This is a genomic window from Helicobacter ibis (genome assembly GCF_027859255.1).
Lineage (GTDB): Bacteria > Campylobacterota > Campylobacteria > Campylobacterales > Helicobacteraceae > Helicobacter_D > Helicobacter_D ibis.
This window is the reverse complement of sequence record NZ_JAQHXR010000001.1, coordinates 241788-256432: the sequence shown is the minus strand read 5'-3', so window position 1 is coordinate 256432 and position 14645 is coordinate 241788. Positions and strand designations below refer to the sequence as shown.

Sequence of the window (14645 nt, the reverse complement as noted above, 5' to 3'; positions counted from 1 at the left end):
CTATATAGCTTCTTTAGAAACACAATAAACATTGAAATTACATCCAAACAAATAATAAAAATACCAATTTCTTAACCGCAAATTTCCTTATTTATAAAATTACTAATCAAAAATCTACCAAGAGCTTCACTTGCAAAGCCGAAATTATACACATTCTTATTTCTAAATTCCAATATTTTTTGCTCCCAAGATTCTAAAGAATAATAAATCTCATCAACAATCTCTAAAAACCCATTTTCAACCAACTCGCATTTGATTCCTAGATTACTATCTAGTCTTGGACTATCGCTAATGCTAGGTGATAATGAAATAATTGGAAATGTATTAATAGTAGTGGTAATCCCACCTACAAAAGCAAAACTACTACTATAAACATCTTCACTAATCTCCCAAGAATCACTAATTATAAAATTGTCATTTATCTGCAACGATTCTATTATCTCATTTGCTTCGCCCCACTTATAAGGACCTTCAAAGAATCTTCTATCTCTGTATATCACTCTATATTTGCTAAGAGCTACTTTTATAAGTGGTAAAAATTTGAAAAACTCATCTTTATTATATGGAGCAAAAAGTATTGAATCTTTTTTTGTTATCTTAATTTCCTTAGCTATTAGATCAAACCCTAAATAACCACATTCTATCATCTTAAGATTCTCTAAATTTTTAGCCTTAAAATTATCAAGACCGATACTTAAATAATCAATCCTATCTCCATAGTACTTCTCCACATCGATATTAGACCAATCAGTTAAAGCATGTCCTATGTATAAAGTAGGAACATTTCTATTCTTTATACTTGTAGTTGAAGTTTTACATAGTGCGGTTAAAAAATCTAATTCTTCTGTATGCTCTAGCGGATAACATACGGCTAACATTCTATCTTGATATGGACTATTTTGTATCTTTTGTGTTATTTTTATATATGAAGCCTTAGTTGCACATATGTATAAAATATTTACACTTGAATTATCAAGTAAATAGTCATCTAAATACCCTATATGCTTATCATTTGCTATGCCACATAGCTCTATTCCTATTATGTTTTGCCGCTTTAGAATCCAAACTTGTTCTTTTAGCTTTTTAGCTACTTTTAGTGCATATTCTACAAAGGCATTTTCATTATATTTGATATTTAGAGATTCTAGCTTCTCTTTTAGAATTGTTATTGTTTTTTCATTTGCACCTATTACTTTATTATTTGCTAGAAGTACAACAGAATTACTAGAGATAATAGAATCTTTTTTAGTCTCCAAGCTTGTAAGAGGAGATGAATCATCAATGAAGTCTATAATACACTCCATTTTGCCCCCCCCCCCGCAGAGGTTATCATTCTCTATATACTCTACCATAGCTCCAAGTAATGATCCAGAAATACCATGCGGATACACAAAGAACTTTTTACTTGCAACTAAAGAGTTATTCACATTTTTCCTTTCTCCCTTATTTGGTTACCTTCACACTCCATGCACGAATCTTATAAGGGATTTGTATAATATCCATATCTTTAATCTTATCTTCAATCATAGATAAGATTTCTTGCCATCTAGATTCTCCTGCTTGAGCTTGTATATCATTTACAGAATGCCAAGCACCAAGATATCTAGCCTTATCCATAGTTTCTATATAATCACTCTCTAAAAAGAAACAATCCTTAAAATCACCAGTGCTTACTAAAATATCTTCCCATTTTTTGACATTTTGGCTACCACTGCTTACTCTATTTAATTCCGGAACAATACGCTTTATTTCTTCTTCAATATCAGAAAATAAAGAACCTTCTATAATGTTTCTGGGATTCCAAATAGCGGTAAAATATGCCCCCCCCCCCGCAGAAGATTTTAGAATCCTCTTAAACTCGGGTAGCGATTTTTTAGGATCAGTCCAGTGAAATGAACTAGCCATAATCACCCAATCTGCATAATTTGAAGTAACTCCTGTTTCTTCACCGCTTCCCTTTTGCCATTTTATATTTGTATTTTGTGTGTATTTAATTCCCTCTTCTCTCATATTATCATTTGGCTCTACTGCTAGGACATTTAAGCCCATTTCATCAAGCATTTTAGTAAGTTTCCCAGTTCCAGCTCCTACCTCTACTACTTGTAATTCATTTAATGGCTTTTGTTCATCGTTAATACAAGCTATTAGCTTTTTAAGTAGCATTTCACTATACGCTGGACGATTATGGTAGTGCTTTGCTACTTTTGTAAAATCACCTTGTTGCATATTGTTCCTTTTTTTGATTTAATCTTTGATTATAACAAACCTAGTATAAAAATACATTTATATTTATTCCAATCTATGCATTTTGCATATTTCTATAAACTCTTTATAATACTTCCAATCTTCCATAATATCCTTGCAATATTTTTTAACATTAAAGAATCTTTTTTATTGCTCCTTAAATGTTCTAAAATATCATCTGAATTAATATATAAATTCTCTTGGTATTTAAGCATTTCTTCTATCTTTCTTACAAAATACCTCAAATATTCTATAACCTCATTATATCTTTCTACATCTGCTCTTAATGCTTCTAGGTCATCTTAAAAAATGCACACATCATATATAGTTGCAATAAACCCAATTTCACTAGATAGACTGCACAAACCTTGCTTTTTAGATTCAACAATATTTAAAAATACAATCTTTATTTTCCTATTTTCTAAGATTACTTTCATCTCCAATGGTAGCCATAAATATGCACTACCCTTAAAATAATTTGCCATTAATACATCATTACAATTTTAACTATCCACTCTAAGCCCAAAGTCTTGCATAATATTTCTCATTTTTAAATCAATACTTGGCTTATTTAGCTCTTTTGTATCTATGAATCTTGCATTTTCATCTAGCAACTTACAATATTCTTTAAACACAAAAACACTGCTCCACTCTTTAATGTATATCTGTTTTAAAATAGGTTGCTTTTTATAATCTATAAACACAGATAAAAACGGATCATTTAAATAAAATTGGCTTCTTTTAATCATATCACTTCTATGCCACCTACCCCACCTTGCTAAGACATGTCTAAGCAACTCTATAGGGTCTCTTACTTAGCAGAATCTCACAATTTCATCTCTGCATATAAGACTAAAGAATTTATTTTTATCATCTACATTTCCACCAACAATCTTAGTATTACTAAGATCAAAGCAATAATTATATTTTAAATCTTTTCTATACTATAATATATATAAGAGTAGCACTCCTTAGCACTCTTGCAATCATAAGTAATAATAATCTTTAAATTCTCAACTTTATTTGCAAAATATTCAATAATACCATTTATGTCAGCGCCATGTGGATACAACCATATAAACTTACACTCTCTAGGCAATGGTAAATTAAGATTAAAAGCTTGCTTTGAGGAGATATTCTTATAGTCTGCACTCTTTGGATTAATTAGTGGTGGATATGGATAGTTTTCTTTTTTATATTTATAAAACTCGCTAGATTCTAGCCATTGTTTAATAATCAAAAAGTTATCTAAAAAATAAGCAAAATTATTCAGAATTGTATCAAGCAAATATTGATAACCAACAGAAGCTTCAATAACACTCTTTACATCTATAAACTCAACAATCCCCTTACTATGTGCAAAATATACTAAATCGTTTATAGAATCTGATAAAGCAGGTATATTTACACCACCACACTCTCTTTTAGTCCTAGCAACAATTTTTCTAAACTTAAAAACCCACTAAAACGCCACTTTGCATTATCTCTTATAATCATATCTCCAAGCAATCTAACAACATGAGTTCTATAAGCTAAACTTTCATTATAATCACTACATTCTTCTAAGCTTAAATATTCTAGTTGTGGGAATAACTTTGTTGTATCTCTATATATTTTTAAATTCTTAGTATGATTCCTTTTAATTTTTAAAAGTGCAACTATTAAGCATAATTGCCACTCCCCCCCCCCCGCAGGTATTTTGTATTATCTCACTACCCATTTTATAGGCAATACAATTTTGTTCCCTATGTATTGCAGAATCTATCTTTATCATACAATGTTCTTAAACTAAATTGTTACTCTCTTTAAAATTTCATCTAATTTTTTATCCAAATTATTTTGCTCACTATTTTCTATAACTACATCTGCATTTGGATTATCATATGCTATATCAATTCCTACTACATCTCTTATCTCTCCATTTAATGCCTTACTATATAGCCCCTTTTGATCGCGTCTTTTTAACTCTTCTAAATCACATTTTACATACACTTCAAGGTAATTTTTCAAAGTCTCTCTATTATATTGATAAATCTCATCAAACAAAGAAATAGTAGTAACCACAACAACCTGCCCTTGAGAGCTTAGAAAATGTGCAAATTTCGAGCGTTTGAGTGCTACTTCAATCCTTCCTTCTCTATCATATCCATAAGCTCCAAGCAAGTCTCTTAACTCATCACCATCTAAATACACTACATTTGGAATCTTTTCTCTTAATTTTTGGCTCAAAGCCCTACCTATCGTGCTTTTACCACTTCCAGCTAAGCCACATAGCCATATTACAAGCCCACGCCCATCTTTATCCACAACACACATCTATACAAATTCCTTAATTGCCTCTATTACAAATTGCACTTCTTCATCAATTAAATGCTCACCCATAGGGATTGATAGAATCTCATCTTGCCACATATTTGCATTGGTTGTTTTGCTATCAATCACATATTCTTTATTACTGAATGCAGGTGTATTAGGCAGTGCATTAGGATAGTGAAGCCCTATTTCTATACCTTTAGATTCTAAATGTTTGATTAGAGCTTCCCTATTTTTAATCCTAATTACAAATAAATGCCAAACACTCATGCAAGATTCTTTAACCTCCGGTAAAATCACACAACCACTCAAACCTTCTAAATACATTTTAGAAACTTCATTTCTCCTTTGTATCCATTTATCTAAATGCCTTAATTTCACCCTCAATATCGCTGCTTGCATACTATCAAGTCTAGAATTACGCCCTGCAATTATATGTTCATACTTTTTTAATCCACCATGTGTGCTAATGGCCTTACATTTCTCCAATAGTGCAAAATCTTTACTAACAATAGCTCCTCCATCTCCATAAGCACCAAGATTCTTGCCCGGATAGAAACTAAATGTAGCAATATCACCAAAACTACCAACCCTCTTACCATTAAATGTAGCTCCATGTGCTTGAGCACAATCTTCAATAACTTTTAAATTATTACTCTTTGCTAACTCTAATATCTCATTAATTCTAGCTGACTGACCATAAAGATGCACCGCAACAATAGCAGAAGTATTTTTATTAATCTTACTCCTTAAGTCATCTATATCAATAGTATAATCACTAGCACAATCAACAAAGACAACTTTTAAATTATTCCTAACCACAGCTTCAGCACTCGCTGCAAATGTATTAGCAGGGACTAATACCTCAGAATCGTTTGGTAAATTTAGTGCTTCAATGGCAATTTCTAATGCATCAGTTCCATTTGCAACACCTAAACAATGCATACCTCCACCAATATACTCAGCAAACTCTCTTTCAAACTCCCTTACACTCTCTCCACCAACAAAAGAGCTACTTTCAATCACTTCACAAATCGCCCCATCTATCTCATCTTTGATACTTAAATATTGTTTGTGTAAATCTAAAAATTTTATAGCCATATAGCCCCCATCCAAGAATAATCAGTATAGCTCTCATACACAGAAGAATCCAAAATCTCTCTCCAAGCCTCTTTCATAGAATCATTCCATGAAATATCATCAAAAAGCATTACCCCTCCCCCACTCATAAAAGGAAGTATAGTTTTAAAATACTCCAAAGTAGCCTCTTTATTATGATGTCCATCGATAAAAGCAAAATCAATAGGAGAGATTCTATCTAGCACACCATCTAAGATAGCATCAAACCTACCTTCTATAACTTCGATATTTTCTAAGTTAAAAAATTTATGATTTTCTCTTGCTACTTTGGCTAGGCTTTCACTTCCTTCAATAGTATAAATTTTACATTCAGGTAGAAAATGCGCCATATATGAGCTAGAAAACCCACAGCAAGTGCCAAGCTCTAATATTGTCTTTGGGTTTAATGTTTGGAAGATTTCATAGATTTGTAGTGCTTTTTCTTTTTTTACCCCTATTGTTGCAAAATCACTTAAAGCCACCTTTAACTCTACACCCTTTTTCATTTGTTCTTTTGTTCTTTTTTCATCAGCCTTTCCAGCACCATAATCAACTATATCTAATACAATATCGCTTTCTTTTAACTCATCTCTCCTTTTTTCTATCTTTTCTACAATGTCTAAAAATTCCATTTTAAAGCTCCCTTATCATTCTTGCAGGATTACCAGCATAGATTCCCTTTTTTGTAATATCCTTTGTAACCACACTTCCAGCACCTATAACAACTCCATCACAAATACTAACAGGCAAAATTGTTGCATTTGAACCAATGCTCACATTATTGCCTATGCTCGTATTTTTCCATAAACTCTTATCGCCATATGCAGGACCACCACTATCAAAAATATCATTTATAAACATAACACCATGTGCTATAAAGCAAGATTCTCCAATATTTACCAACTCACATATAAAACTATGACTTTGCACTCTTGTATTTGCACCAATATTCACACCACTCTGAATCTCCACAAAAGGTCCCACAAACACATTATCACCCAAAGAACAACCATACAAATTACAAGGCTCCATAATTTTTACACCACTACCCATTTTTACATTAATTATCCCGCTTTGTATTAGAGTGAAGCTCTCTTTGTTCTCCAGTTCCACTTTTATTATCTGTGGGCTTGATGAGAAACTTTCTGCCCTTGATGATGATATATGGAGGCTCGAAGTTTGGCATTGAAGTGGCGCGAATAATTTTTTCAATTAATTTGCCCCCCCCCCCCGCAGAGAATCTCTAGCTTAATGTGCTTTAAGCTTTCAATTTCACTTCTTAGATGAAATTCTTTTTTAGCTTCAATAGTGCTTTGAGACTTTAACATATATCTACCATAAATCATATTTTCTAAATTTTTACAAAACAATTCTACTCCATGAGAATTTGCTAACTCTAAAAGCTCATCTACAAAACAATCTTGTGGAATAGGAAATCTTTTTTCAAAGACAATATCTCCACTATCAATCCCACAATCAAGCTTATGCAAGGTTACTCCAAACTCTTTATCCTCATTCATAATTGCAAAAGAAAACTGGTTGCAGCCCCTATATTCAGGCAATGGTGCTAAGTGTAAATTAAATGCCATTTCTTTTATGCTTTTTATATGAGATTCTTTTAATATTTCATCATATTGCACAGAAAATAAAATATCAGCCCCTAAAGTATGCAAATCATCTAAACAATCTAAAAGCTTTATATTTTTCTCTTTGCAAAATTCTACTATTGTCTCTCCCCTCTGTCCAGCCAATACTGCCACAAGGCTAACCCCTAAAGATTCTTGTCTAAAATACAAATCTTCCAAGCAAATTCTTCCTATATTTTTTGTGCCTAAAAATACAATCTTCTTCATAAATACCTCTACATTCCAAGACGACATTTTTTAGGGTGGAATTGCAAAAATACTTCCTTACCAGTTTCAATAGATTCATACATAGCAATAATTAACTCCAAACTCTTCCTCCCCTCTAGCCCATCAACTAATGCTTTTTTATTATTAATAATAGAATCTAACACATGCAAATAATACTCTCTATGCCCAAACCCATACACATTTGGTGGATTTACAGAGTATTTTTCTATAACTTCATCATCACTAGGAAGTCCATCTTTAAAATGCCAATGTCTTATTTCATTTACAGCAAATCCTCCAATTTCTACACTACCATTCTCTCCTAAAATAGAAATACTCCCCTCTAAATCCTTAGGTCTAGTGGCAGTTGTAGCTTCAATCACACCTAAAGCACCATTTTTAAACTTCAACACAGCAACTCCAGTATCCTCTGTCTCTATATCGCTTAGTGCGGTTCTTGCCTTAGCAAACACACTCTCTACATCACCAAGCATCCACTCCAATAAATCTATATGATGACTTGCTTGATTTGTAAATACACCACCATCCATAGCCCAAGTACCACGCCAAGAATCTTGCCTATAATAGCTATTATCCCTGCACCATCTAACCCTAATACTTCCCATTACAAGCCTACCAAACCGCCCACTCTCTAATGCTTCTCTTAATTTTTGCACAGGCAAATTATATCTATTTTGCTTCACTACAAAAAGCCTAATCCCATACTTATCGCATGCTTCTATCATTTTATCAGCATCATCTAGTGTTAATGCCATTGGCTTTTCTACAATTATATGCTTTTTATAAGGTGCAACTTCAAGTGTATTTTTTGCATGAAGCCCACTTGGAGTTAAGATTGATATTATATCTATATAGTTATAGTGAGAATCCATCATAGATTCTAAGCTTGTAAAATAAGGAACTTTATACTTTTCTCCAAAACTTTTTGCCCTATTTTCATCAATATCACATACACAAACCAATCTAGCACCACTTATCTCACCCTTACTTAAAAGCTCTGCATGACGCACAGCTATCCTGCCACACCCAAGTAATGCTACACCTAGCATAATATATCCTTCTCTATTCTATTGATAATTGCATCAAAATTACACTCACCACGAACAAAATAGCTCTTAGAATCTATCATTTTGCCTAAATTTTCTTTTGCAATTTTTAAAATTTCATTACAATCTTGGCTCCAAAACATCAAATTATTTTGCACTAAATATTGATCATGCACAAGCCAAATAGAGCGTGTAGAAATAGTAGGAATCCCATAGCACACAGATTCTAGATTCATAGTCCCTCCGCCGCCAATAAAGAGATCAATAAATGGATAAAATTCCTCTGGTTTTAACTTTTCTTCTAAAATTGTAGCAATGTTACCAAAATCATTTTTCAATCTTTCCTTCTCATATCTTGGCATGATTACAATGTTTGCATCAATTTCCTTCTTTAATAGTGGGATAACTTCATAAATAGTAGGGATCTGCTCTTTTACATAATGTGCCTTATATTCCTCTTCTCTAACTAAAATAGTAGGCTTAGAAATATCAAGCCCATATCTAATCCTAAAGTCATTTTTAGAATCTTTTTTAATATTATTTATCCATAAAGCTACATCAATGAATGGATATGGGATTATTTGCTCCTCATCAAGTGCAAAACGCAAAATAAGTTCTTTAGGAAAAATAAAAGGATAAAAAAACAGCTTTGAAAAAGGCAAAGTAAGCCTTGCAACTGCTGTTAGCTCTTTTGGACATGCTTCATCTTTTGGAGTTGTAAAAGCTGGGGTATCATAGATATTCACCACAGGAATCCCAATCCCATAAGCCACCTGCACACTATCTACGACAGCTCCACAGATTAGAACTTTAGGCACTCCTCTAGCTTTAAATAAATCTAATATTTCTTTTTGACGAAAGATTCTAGCTTCAAACTTCTCTAACAAACTAGCCCCACCATACTCACCAAGAACAATATGTGGAATCTTTTGTAATTCTAAAATCTCTTTAGCTTCAGTGTAGTTTGGTGCATAGCGAGTAGTTACTAAGACTTCATGACCACGCTTTTGTAACTCATCAATCATAATAGAAAAAAACATAGCATATTTAGGAGTAGCAACATCAATCCAAATCATTTATCCCTCTAAAAGTGCAAAATAACTTTAGATTATAAAGAAATTATCCTAAGATTTCCTTTATTTTTAATGCTATAAACTCACTAGAATTTCCTATATTATATATCTCATCATCTCTATATTTTTGTATTTCTTGTTTGTATTTTTGTAAAGTATCGATATTGCTTAATATTTTTAAAGAATCTCTTATATCTGAATCATTATGAGCTATTAGATGCATTGTTTTATTATAAGCATATATGTTTTCTATACCTATCCCAACTTCAGCTTCACTTAGTAAAACTATTGCAGGTTTTAGAGAAACTAGTGGATATGTATAAGATAGCGAGCTAGAATCACAAAGCAATGCAAAGCTTTTATACATAGCAAGACTTAAAGAATCTACCTTTTGTTTTGCTTTTAAAGTTTCACATAAATTGCCATTATCAAAGATAAAATTTTCATATTCTTGTAATTTTAAAAGCTTTTTAGTATTTTTTTGTTTTTCTGATTCTACTAATATTGGGTGTCCTCTCATAATAATAGGAATCCCACTTTCTAATAACTCTAAAATAACACTAAAAATGGAATCTTCTAAAAACTTTGAGATATAACTAGGAGCTATAAGAAGATATTCGCCCCCCCCCCGCAGAGAATAGGAGATATAGCATTATAACTTTGCAAAGATACATCAAAGCTAGGATAGCCAGATTTTATTATGCAACTTTTATCTATTTTATATTTTTCACAGCTTAATTCAAGCAATCTTACCTCACTTTTGCTATGACATAAATGATAATGAGATCTCAAAAGCCTAGTTTGCAGAATTGAGTTATAGAAATATTTCTCCTCTTTCTTCCAACATAATTGCTTTAATATAGAGTTAAACACATGATTTACATAGAATATTTTTGGAGATTCCTTTAATCTATATAACCTTAAGTTAAAAGCAGATACAATCCCATTTAAATCAAACATATACAAATATAAGCAATCAGCATACAACACATAAGAATCAAAAGAAATGTTTCTATTTTCTACACAATAAATAAAAGTAAATCCATATTGCTTTAAACTATCCACAATCGTGCTTGTATGCTTACATATCTTATGAATTGAGGCTGGGATAATACCTATGTCTATTTTTTTATAAAAGTTTACTTGTTGTTTTGTGTTTTGCAGATGAATATCTATGGCAATTTCAAGCCTTGAAATTGAATCTTTATTTAAATAACATAAAAAATAACCACAAAATTCATTTAAAATCCTAATAATCCCTAAAGTATCTATTATTATTTTTTTACCATTTATTGTGCAACTGGGTACTTCACGCCTTAGTCTTGAGCAAATTTCATCTACAAAGACACTTAACAAATCGTCTTTAGATATTTTAGATTCTACTTGTGCTTGAAGTATATATTCTCCACCAAGTTTTAGTGCTTGTGCTATTTTTATAGCATTATTTAAGTGATCATTTGACATTTGAGTGAATATTTTCATTTTCTCTTCTCCAGTTCCCTAAAAATCGCAAGTCTAATATCAAATAAATTTCCACTCACACCAAACAACTTAGAATAACATAAACTCTCCGGTGCAATAAATCCCTTTTTATCAAGCCTCCAAGCAAATTCATCTAAAAAATATTTACTAAGCAATTTTCGTAAAATATATTTACTATAACCATTTTTAAATTTTAAAGACGAATCTAGCCTAAATGCAAACTCAACAAGCCTAAAATCAGTAAAAGGGGTGCGATTTTCTAAAGAAAAAAACATAGAATTTCTATCTTCATATCTTAATAAATTTGGAAGATTAAAATACAAAACATCAAGCAGTAATCCTTCATCAAAAGATTCCTTAAATCTATCCAGCAAATGCTCAAAGCTAGGGGGATTAAACCCAAATTCCTGCAATTTATTTATACCATATTCATTATCCCGCATAAAAAGCCTTAGCTTCAATTTGTCACCCAAAGAACATTTAAGTCCAAAGACATATTCATCTAGCGCATCTTTTCCATATAAATTTACTCTATTCTCAAATTCTTCTTTATTTTTATATATATATCGACCGACATGATGATAATACCCACCAAAGCACTCATCAGCACCCTGACCACCTATTATTACCTTATGCGTTTTTGAAACTTCTTTAAAGAGTAAAAATTGAGCATAAATAGAAAAACTCCTAAAAATCTCATCTTGTGCAAAAACTAAATTCCTAAAATCATCTCTTATAGATTCCAAGTTTGCATTAATGATATTTACATTTATTTTTAGCGAATCTTCTAGCTTTCTTATATATTCTCCCTCGCCAAATTGATAAAACTCATCAAATGAAAGCCCAAAAAATTCACAACTTTTACCCAAATTTTTCGCCACATAAGCAAGAAGTGTACTATCAATCCCACCAGAGACTGACATCGATAATGGAACATCACTTCGCATTCTTAAAAGCAAAGAATCACTCAATAAAGTTTCTAATTCTTCTAATGCCAAAGCTTCATCGCAAATTACATTATCAATCCTTAAATCCCAATACCTCTCTAAATGCAACTTGCTATTTTTATACACCCCAAAATGTGCCTTTGGGAACTCTAAAATATCCTTATATATTGTCTTGCCGCTACTTCCATTGCTAAAGAGTAACCACTTTGATACCTCATCTCTATCAAACTCAACACCAAGCACTTTTAATAATGCTTTAATTTCTGAAGAAAAAATCAACTTATTGTTTTTAAGCGAATAAAAAAGAGGCTTATTTCCAAGTCTATCTCTTGCTAGAAAGAAACTCTTATCTCTTGTATCAAAAATAACAAAAGCAAAATCACCATTTAGATACCTTAAAGAATCCTTGTCATATTTTACATACATTGCTAGTAAAACTTCTGTATCGCTTGTAGTGCGAAATTCAACACCTTCTTTTGCTAGTTCTTCTTTAAGTTCTAAATAATTATAAATCTCCCCATTAAAAATAAGCACCAAATGTGGATAAAGAGAAGATATAAAGGGTTGATTTGCTCCACTATCCAAATCAATAATACTTAAACGATTATGAAAAAGTCCAACTCCACCCTCTACAAACTCTCCACTAAAATCAGGTCCTCTATGTATTAAAGTTGCATTTGCTTCTTTAAATTCCTCTACCCTATCACCTATTTCACCACCAAAAACACTACACATAACTCTCTGCTTTTTCTAAAAGTAAAAGCAGTATTTTTTCAATTTTTTGTTGTGAAACTCCTAAATTATATATATTTTCACTTCGATATTCTCTTAAGTTCTCTTTTAATTCCATACCATGCTCTAGCACCTCTTTTTCTAATTTCAACCCTTCATTTAAGAGAGTTTCCACGCTATCACCAACTCTATGTAAAGTTGGATTAGCAAAACTAAAACCATATCTTACCTGCCTTAAATCATGTTCTTTTTTATTTGGTGCAAATAATAAAGTAGGTTTTAGAGAACTCCAAGGAGTACTATATGATACAGATGAAGTATCTGTTATAACTATGCCTCTAGCTAGAGATTCTTGTGTGATTTTAGGAGCTCTATCGATACTAAAATTATCATTTTGCATAAATTCCTCCAGCGGTCTATAAATATTGCTTGAAGAATAATTATCAAGGTATTCTATATTCATATGGGGACGAAATCTTATCTTTCTACCAGCCTTTAGAAATACTCTAATAACTTCCACTATCATGCTTATTTCTGTGCTTTTTGGTATATAATAAAAATATTCTGCTCCATAGTTTGCTATATTTTCTTTTATTTTGTTATCTAGTGATGGAGAGCCAGCTTCAAGCGGTATAGTAGGTATGTTGCACTCTCTAAATAGATTGCTTAAGGCTTGAAAAGAAAGCTTGTCAATAGCCAAATAATAATCAAAAGTTAGAAAATTTGCCCTTGCTATTTTATCAACCCTACTAATCGTCAAAGGGCAATAATCAAATGCTTCACACACACTATGACCAGCCCCGATAACTATTCTTTTTTCATCTCTTAATCTTGGGCGATTCTTGCCATACATCCACACAAGCTTTTTGGGTGTAAAATAGTCAGATAGTATCCAAGGAGCAATAATTATCCTTGTATTTTGCAACTTATCTTCTAATTTAACATATGAATCATAATCCCAAAAAAACAAAGTCGTATCTATTGCTTTTGATTTCAAAAATTGATCCAAAGCCAAACTTTGAACACTAACTAATTTATTTACATCTAGGCACACACCACTAGTTACACTTAGATCAAAACCGCTCTTTTCAATTAACCCCCTTAAACATTCACAAAAATTTCGAACTTGATAATTCAATTTCAATAAAATATCATTATCTATAAAGCGAGAAAAACTAAAGTAAAAGTAGCAATAATGTTGCAATAATCGTATATCTTTAATATGTAAAAAGTTAGTATCTAAAAAGAAGCAGTTAGATAAATCCCCCCCCCCCGCAGATAATTTATTAAATTCTTGTGCAAGTAGTTTTGCGGCATATTCTCTACCACATAGAGCATTTACACCATTCTCCTTGCATTTAGCAAATAATATATCACCAACTTCACCAGCACATACAAGTAATGGAATATATGAGTTTAAAATTTCATCTCTCTTCTCACTTAGACTAGAGCCACACACTCTGTCATCTATAAATATCGCCTCAAAATCACCAAGCAAATCTTTATACATGGCAACCAACGCATTAGAACAAGAATCATTTGGATATATAAAAGCTTTTTTAATCAACATAACTCTCCTTTATTTTTTAAAAACTCAATAACTTCTCTTGCCACCATTTTATTACCTAACTCATTACAATGAATCCAAAAATTTGTAAAAATATCATCTTTGCTATATTTTGTAACTTCATTTAAATCATAGACAAAATCAAATCCAATACCATTAATTCCATCCAAAAATAATTTCATACTATCTATTATGGAGTTATAATACGGATAGTTAACCCTATAAGTATCCATCTCGTGCTGTCTCAA

At 31.7% G+C, this 14645-nt stretch carries 18 protein-coding genes and 1 pseudogene; all 19 read right to left on the bottom strand.

Annotated features, from left to right (window positions below; genetic code table 11):
- Positions 1 to 71 precede the first annotated feature (71 nt).
- The 19 genes and pseudogenes from PF021_RS01485 to PF021_RS01400 all read right to left on the bottom strand — a co-directional run bounded on the left by PF021_RS01485 (position 72) and on the right by PF021_RS01400 (position 14645).
- A complete protein-coding gene (locus tag PF021_RS01485) occupies positions 72 to 1427 on the bottom strand; it encodes a hypothetical protein (RefSeq protein ID WP_271020636.1) in 1356 nt (451 codons plus the stop codon).
- A gap of 16 nt (positions 1428 to 1443) precedes the next feature.
- Positions 1444 to 2226 carry a class I SAM-dependent methyltransferase gene (locus PF021_RS01480; RefSeq protein ID WP_271020635.1) on the bottom strand — a complete coding sequence of 261 codons (783 nt, stop codon included), beginning with the start codon at positions 2224 to 2226 and terminating at the stop codon, positions 1444 to 1446.
- 63 nt (positions 2227 to 2289) lie between these two features.
- Positions 2290 to 2531: pseudogene (locus tag PF021_RS08590) on the bottom strand (DUF2972 domain-containing protein); the annotation flags it as partial.
- A gap of 15 nt (positions 2532 to 2546) precedes the next feature.
- Positions 2547 to 2729 (bottom strand): hypothetical protein, encoded by a 183-nt coding sequence (locus PF021_RS01475; protein ID WP_271020634.1) that lies wholly within the window; start codon positions 2727 to 2729, stop codon positions 2547 to 2549.
- Positions 2730 to 2747: 18 nt separating this feature from the next.
- The gene (locus PF021_RS01470; RefSeq protein ID WP_271020633.1) at positions 2748 to 2993 is read right to left on the bottom strand and encodes a hypothetical protein; all 246 of its coding nucleotides are present in this window, start codon (positions 2991 to 2993) and stop codon (positions 2748 to 2750) included.
- Between the two features lie 179 nt (positions 2994 to 3172).
- Positions 3173 to 3532 carry a hypothetical protein gene (locus PF021_RS01465; RefSeq protein WP_271020632.1) on the bottom strand — a complete coding sequence of 120 codons (360 nt, stop codon included), beginning with the start codon at positions 3530 to 3532 and terminating at the stop codon, positions 3173 to 3175.
- A gap of 351 nt (positions 3533 to 3883) precedes the next feature.
- Positions 3884 to 4018, bottom strand: a complete 135-nt coding sequence (locus PF021_RS01460; protein ID WP_271020631.1) for a hypothetical protein — start codon at positions 4016 to 4018, stop codon at positions 3884 to 3886.
- A gap of 14 nt (positions 4019 to 4032) precedes the next feature.
- Entirely contained in the window at positions 4033 to 4560 is a 528-nt protein-coding gene (cysC, locus tag PF021_RS01455; protein WP_271020630.1) for an adenylyl-sulfate kinase, read from the bottom strand.
- A complete protein-coding gene (locus PF021_RS01450) occupies positions 4561 to 5658 on the bottom strand; it encodes a DegT/DnrJ/EryC1/StrS family aminotransferase (RefSeq protein ID WP_271020629.1) in 1098 nt (365 codons plus the stop codon).
- Positions 5649 to 6308, bottom strand: a complete 660-nt coding sequence (locus PF021_RS01445) for an O-methyltransferase (protein ID WP_271020628.1) — start codon at positions 6306 to 6308, stop codon at positions 5649 to 5651. Before PF021_RS01445 ends, PF021_RS01450 begins: the two co-directional genes overlap by 10 nt.
- Before the next feature lies 1 nt (position 6309).
- On the bottom strand, positions 6310 to 6729 hold the full coding sequence (locus PF021_RS01440) for an acyltransferase (RefSeq protein ID WP_271020988.1): 420 nt from the start codon (positions 6727 to 6729) through the stop codon (positions 6310 to 6312).
- Between the two features lie 155 nt (positions 6730 to 6884).
- Positions 6885 to 7529 (bottom strand): formyltransferase family protein, encoded by a 645-nt coding sequence (locus PF021_RS01435; RefSeq protein ID WP_271020627.1) that lies wholly within the window; start codon positions 7527 to 7529, stop codon positions 6885 to 6887.
- Positions 7530 to 7537: 8 nt separating this feature from the next.
- Positions 7538 to 8599 (bottom strand): Gfo/Idh/MocA family protein, encoded by a 1062-nt coding sequence (locus tag PF021_RS01430; RefSeq protein ID WP_271020626.1) that lies wholly within the window; start codon positions 8597 to 8599, stop codon positions 7538 to 7540.
- Entirely contained in the window at positions 8593 to 9672 is a 1080-nt protein-coding gene (locus PF021_RS01425; RefSeq protein ID WP_271020625.1) for a DUF354 domain-containing protein, read from the bottom strand. The genes PF021_RS01430 and PF021_RS01425 overlap by 7 nt, the downstream gene beginning before the upstream one ends.
- A 43-nt stretch (positions 9673 to 9715) precedes the next feature.
- Positions 9716 to 10189 (bottom strand): hypothetical protein, encoded by a 474-nt coding sequence (locus tag PF021_RS01420; RefSeq protein ID WP_271020624.1) that lies wholly within the window; start codon positions 10187 to 10189, stop codon positions 9716 to 9718.
- An 83-nt stretch (positions 10190 to 10272) separates the two neighbouring features.
- Complete coding sequence (locus PF021_RS01415) at positions 10273 to 11151, bottom strand: hypothetical protein (protein ID WP_271020623.1); 879 nt, start codon at positions 11149 to 11151, stop codon at positions 10273 to 10275.
- Positions 11148 to 12833, bottom strand: coding sequence for an asparagine synthase (glutamine-hydrolyzing) (gene asnB / locus PF021_RS01410; RefSeq protein ID WP_271020622.1), 1686 nt, complete (start codon positions 12831 to 12833; stop codon positions 11148 to 11150). Before asnB ends, PF021_RS01415 begins: the two co-directional genes overlap by 4 nt.
- Positions 12826 to 14400, bottom strand: coding sequence for a hypothetical protein (locus tag PF021_RS01405; RefSeq protein ID WP_271020621.1), 1575 nt, complete (start codon positions 14398 to 14400; stop codon positions 12826 to 12828). Before PF021_RS01405 ends, asnB begins: the two co-directional genes overlap by 8 nt.
- The gene (locus PF021_RS01400; RefSeq protein ID WP_271020620.1) at positions 14394 to 14645 is read right to left on the bottom strand and encodes a hypothetical protein; all 252 of its coding nucleotides are present in this window, start codon (positions 14643 to 14645) and stop codon (positions 14394 to 14396) included. Before PF021_RS01400 ends, PF021_RS01405 begins: the two co-directional genes overlap by 7 nt.

What these genes read in the sequence shown, in the direction of transcription:
- PF021_RS01405 (WP_271020621.1), bottom strand. Translation starts at nt 14,400, where the DNA reads ATGTTGATTAAAAAAGCTTTTATATATCCAAATGATTCTTGTTCTAAT.
- asnB (WP_271020622.1), bottom strand. Translation starts at nt 12,833, where the DNA reads ATGTGTAGTGTTTTTGGTGGTGAAATAGGTGATAGGGTAGAGGAATTT.
- PF021_RS01435 (WP_271020627.1), bottom strand. Translation starts at nt 7,529, where the DNA reads ATGAAGAAGATTGTATTTTTAGGCACAAAAAATATAGGAAGAATTTGC.
- PF021_RS01475 (WP_271020634.1), bottom strand. Translation starts at nt 2,729, where the DNA reads ATGGCAAATTATTTTAAGGGTAGTGCATATTTATGGCTACCATTGGAG.
- PF021_RS01470 (WP_271020633.1), bottom strand. Translation starts at nt 2,993, where the DNA reads ATGATTAAAAGAAGCCAATTTTATTTAAATGATCCGTTTTTATCTGTG.
- PF021_RS01460 (WP_271020631.1), bottom strand. Translation starts at nt 4,018, where the DNA reads ATGATAAAGATAGATTCTGCAATACATAGGGAACAAAATTGTATTGCC.
- PF021_RS01425 (WP_271020625.1), bottom strand. Translation starts at nt 9,672, where the DNA reads ATGATTTGGATTGATGTTGCTACTCCTAAATATGCTATGTTTTTTTCT.
- PF021_RS01445 (WP_271020628.1), bottom strand. Translation starts at nt 6,308, where the DNA reads ATGGAATTTTTAGACATTGTAGAAAAGATAGAAAAAAGGAGAGATGAG.
- PF021_RS01430 (WP_271020626.1), bottom strand. Translation starts at nt 8,599, where the DNA reads ATGCTAGGTGTAGCATTACTTGGGTGTGGCAGGATAGCTGTGCGTCAT.
- PF021_RS01450 (WP_271020629.1), bottom strand. Translation starts at nt 5,658, where the DNA reads ATGGCTATAAAATTTTTAGATTTACACAAACAATATTTAAGTATCAAA.
- PF021_RS01480 (WP_271020635.1), bottom strand. Translation starts at nt 2,226, where the DNA reads ATGCAACAAGGTGATTTTACAAAAGTAGCAAAGCACTACCATAATCGT.
- PF021_RS01420 (WP_271020624.1), bottom strand. Translation starts at nt 10,189, where the DNA reads ATGAGAGGACACCCAATATTAGTAGAATCAGAAAAACAAAAAAATACT.
- PF021_RS01415 (WP_271020623.1), bottom strand. Translation starts at nt 11,151, where the DNA reads ATGAAAATATTCACTCAAATGTCAAATGATCACTTAAATAATGCTATA.
- PF021_RS01440 (WP_271020988.1), bottom strand. Translation starts at nt 6,729, where the DNA reads ATGGGTAGTGGTGTAAAAATTATGGAGCCTTGTAATTTGTATGGTTGT.
- cysC (WP_271020630.1), bottom strand. Translation starts at nt 4,560, where the DNA reads ATGTGTGTTGTGGATAAAGATGGGCGTGGGCTTGTAATATGGCTATGT.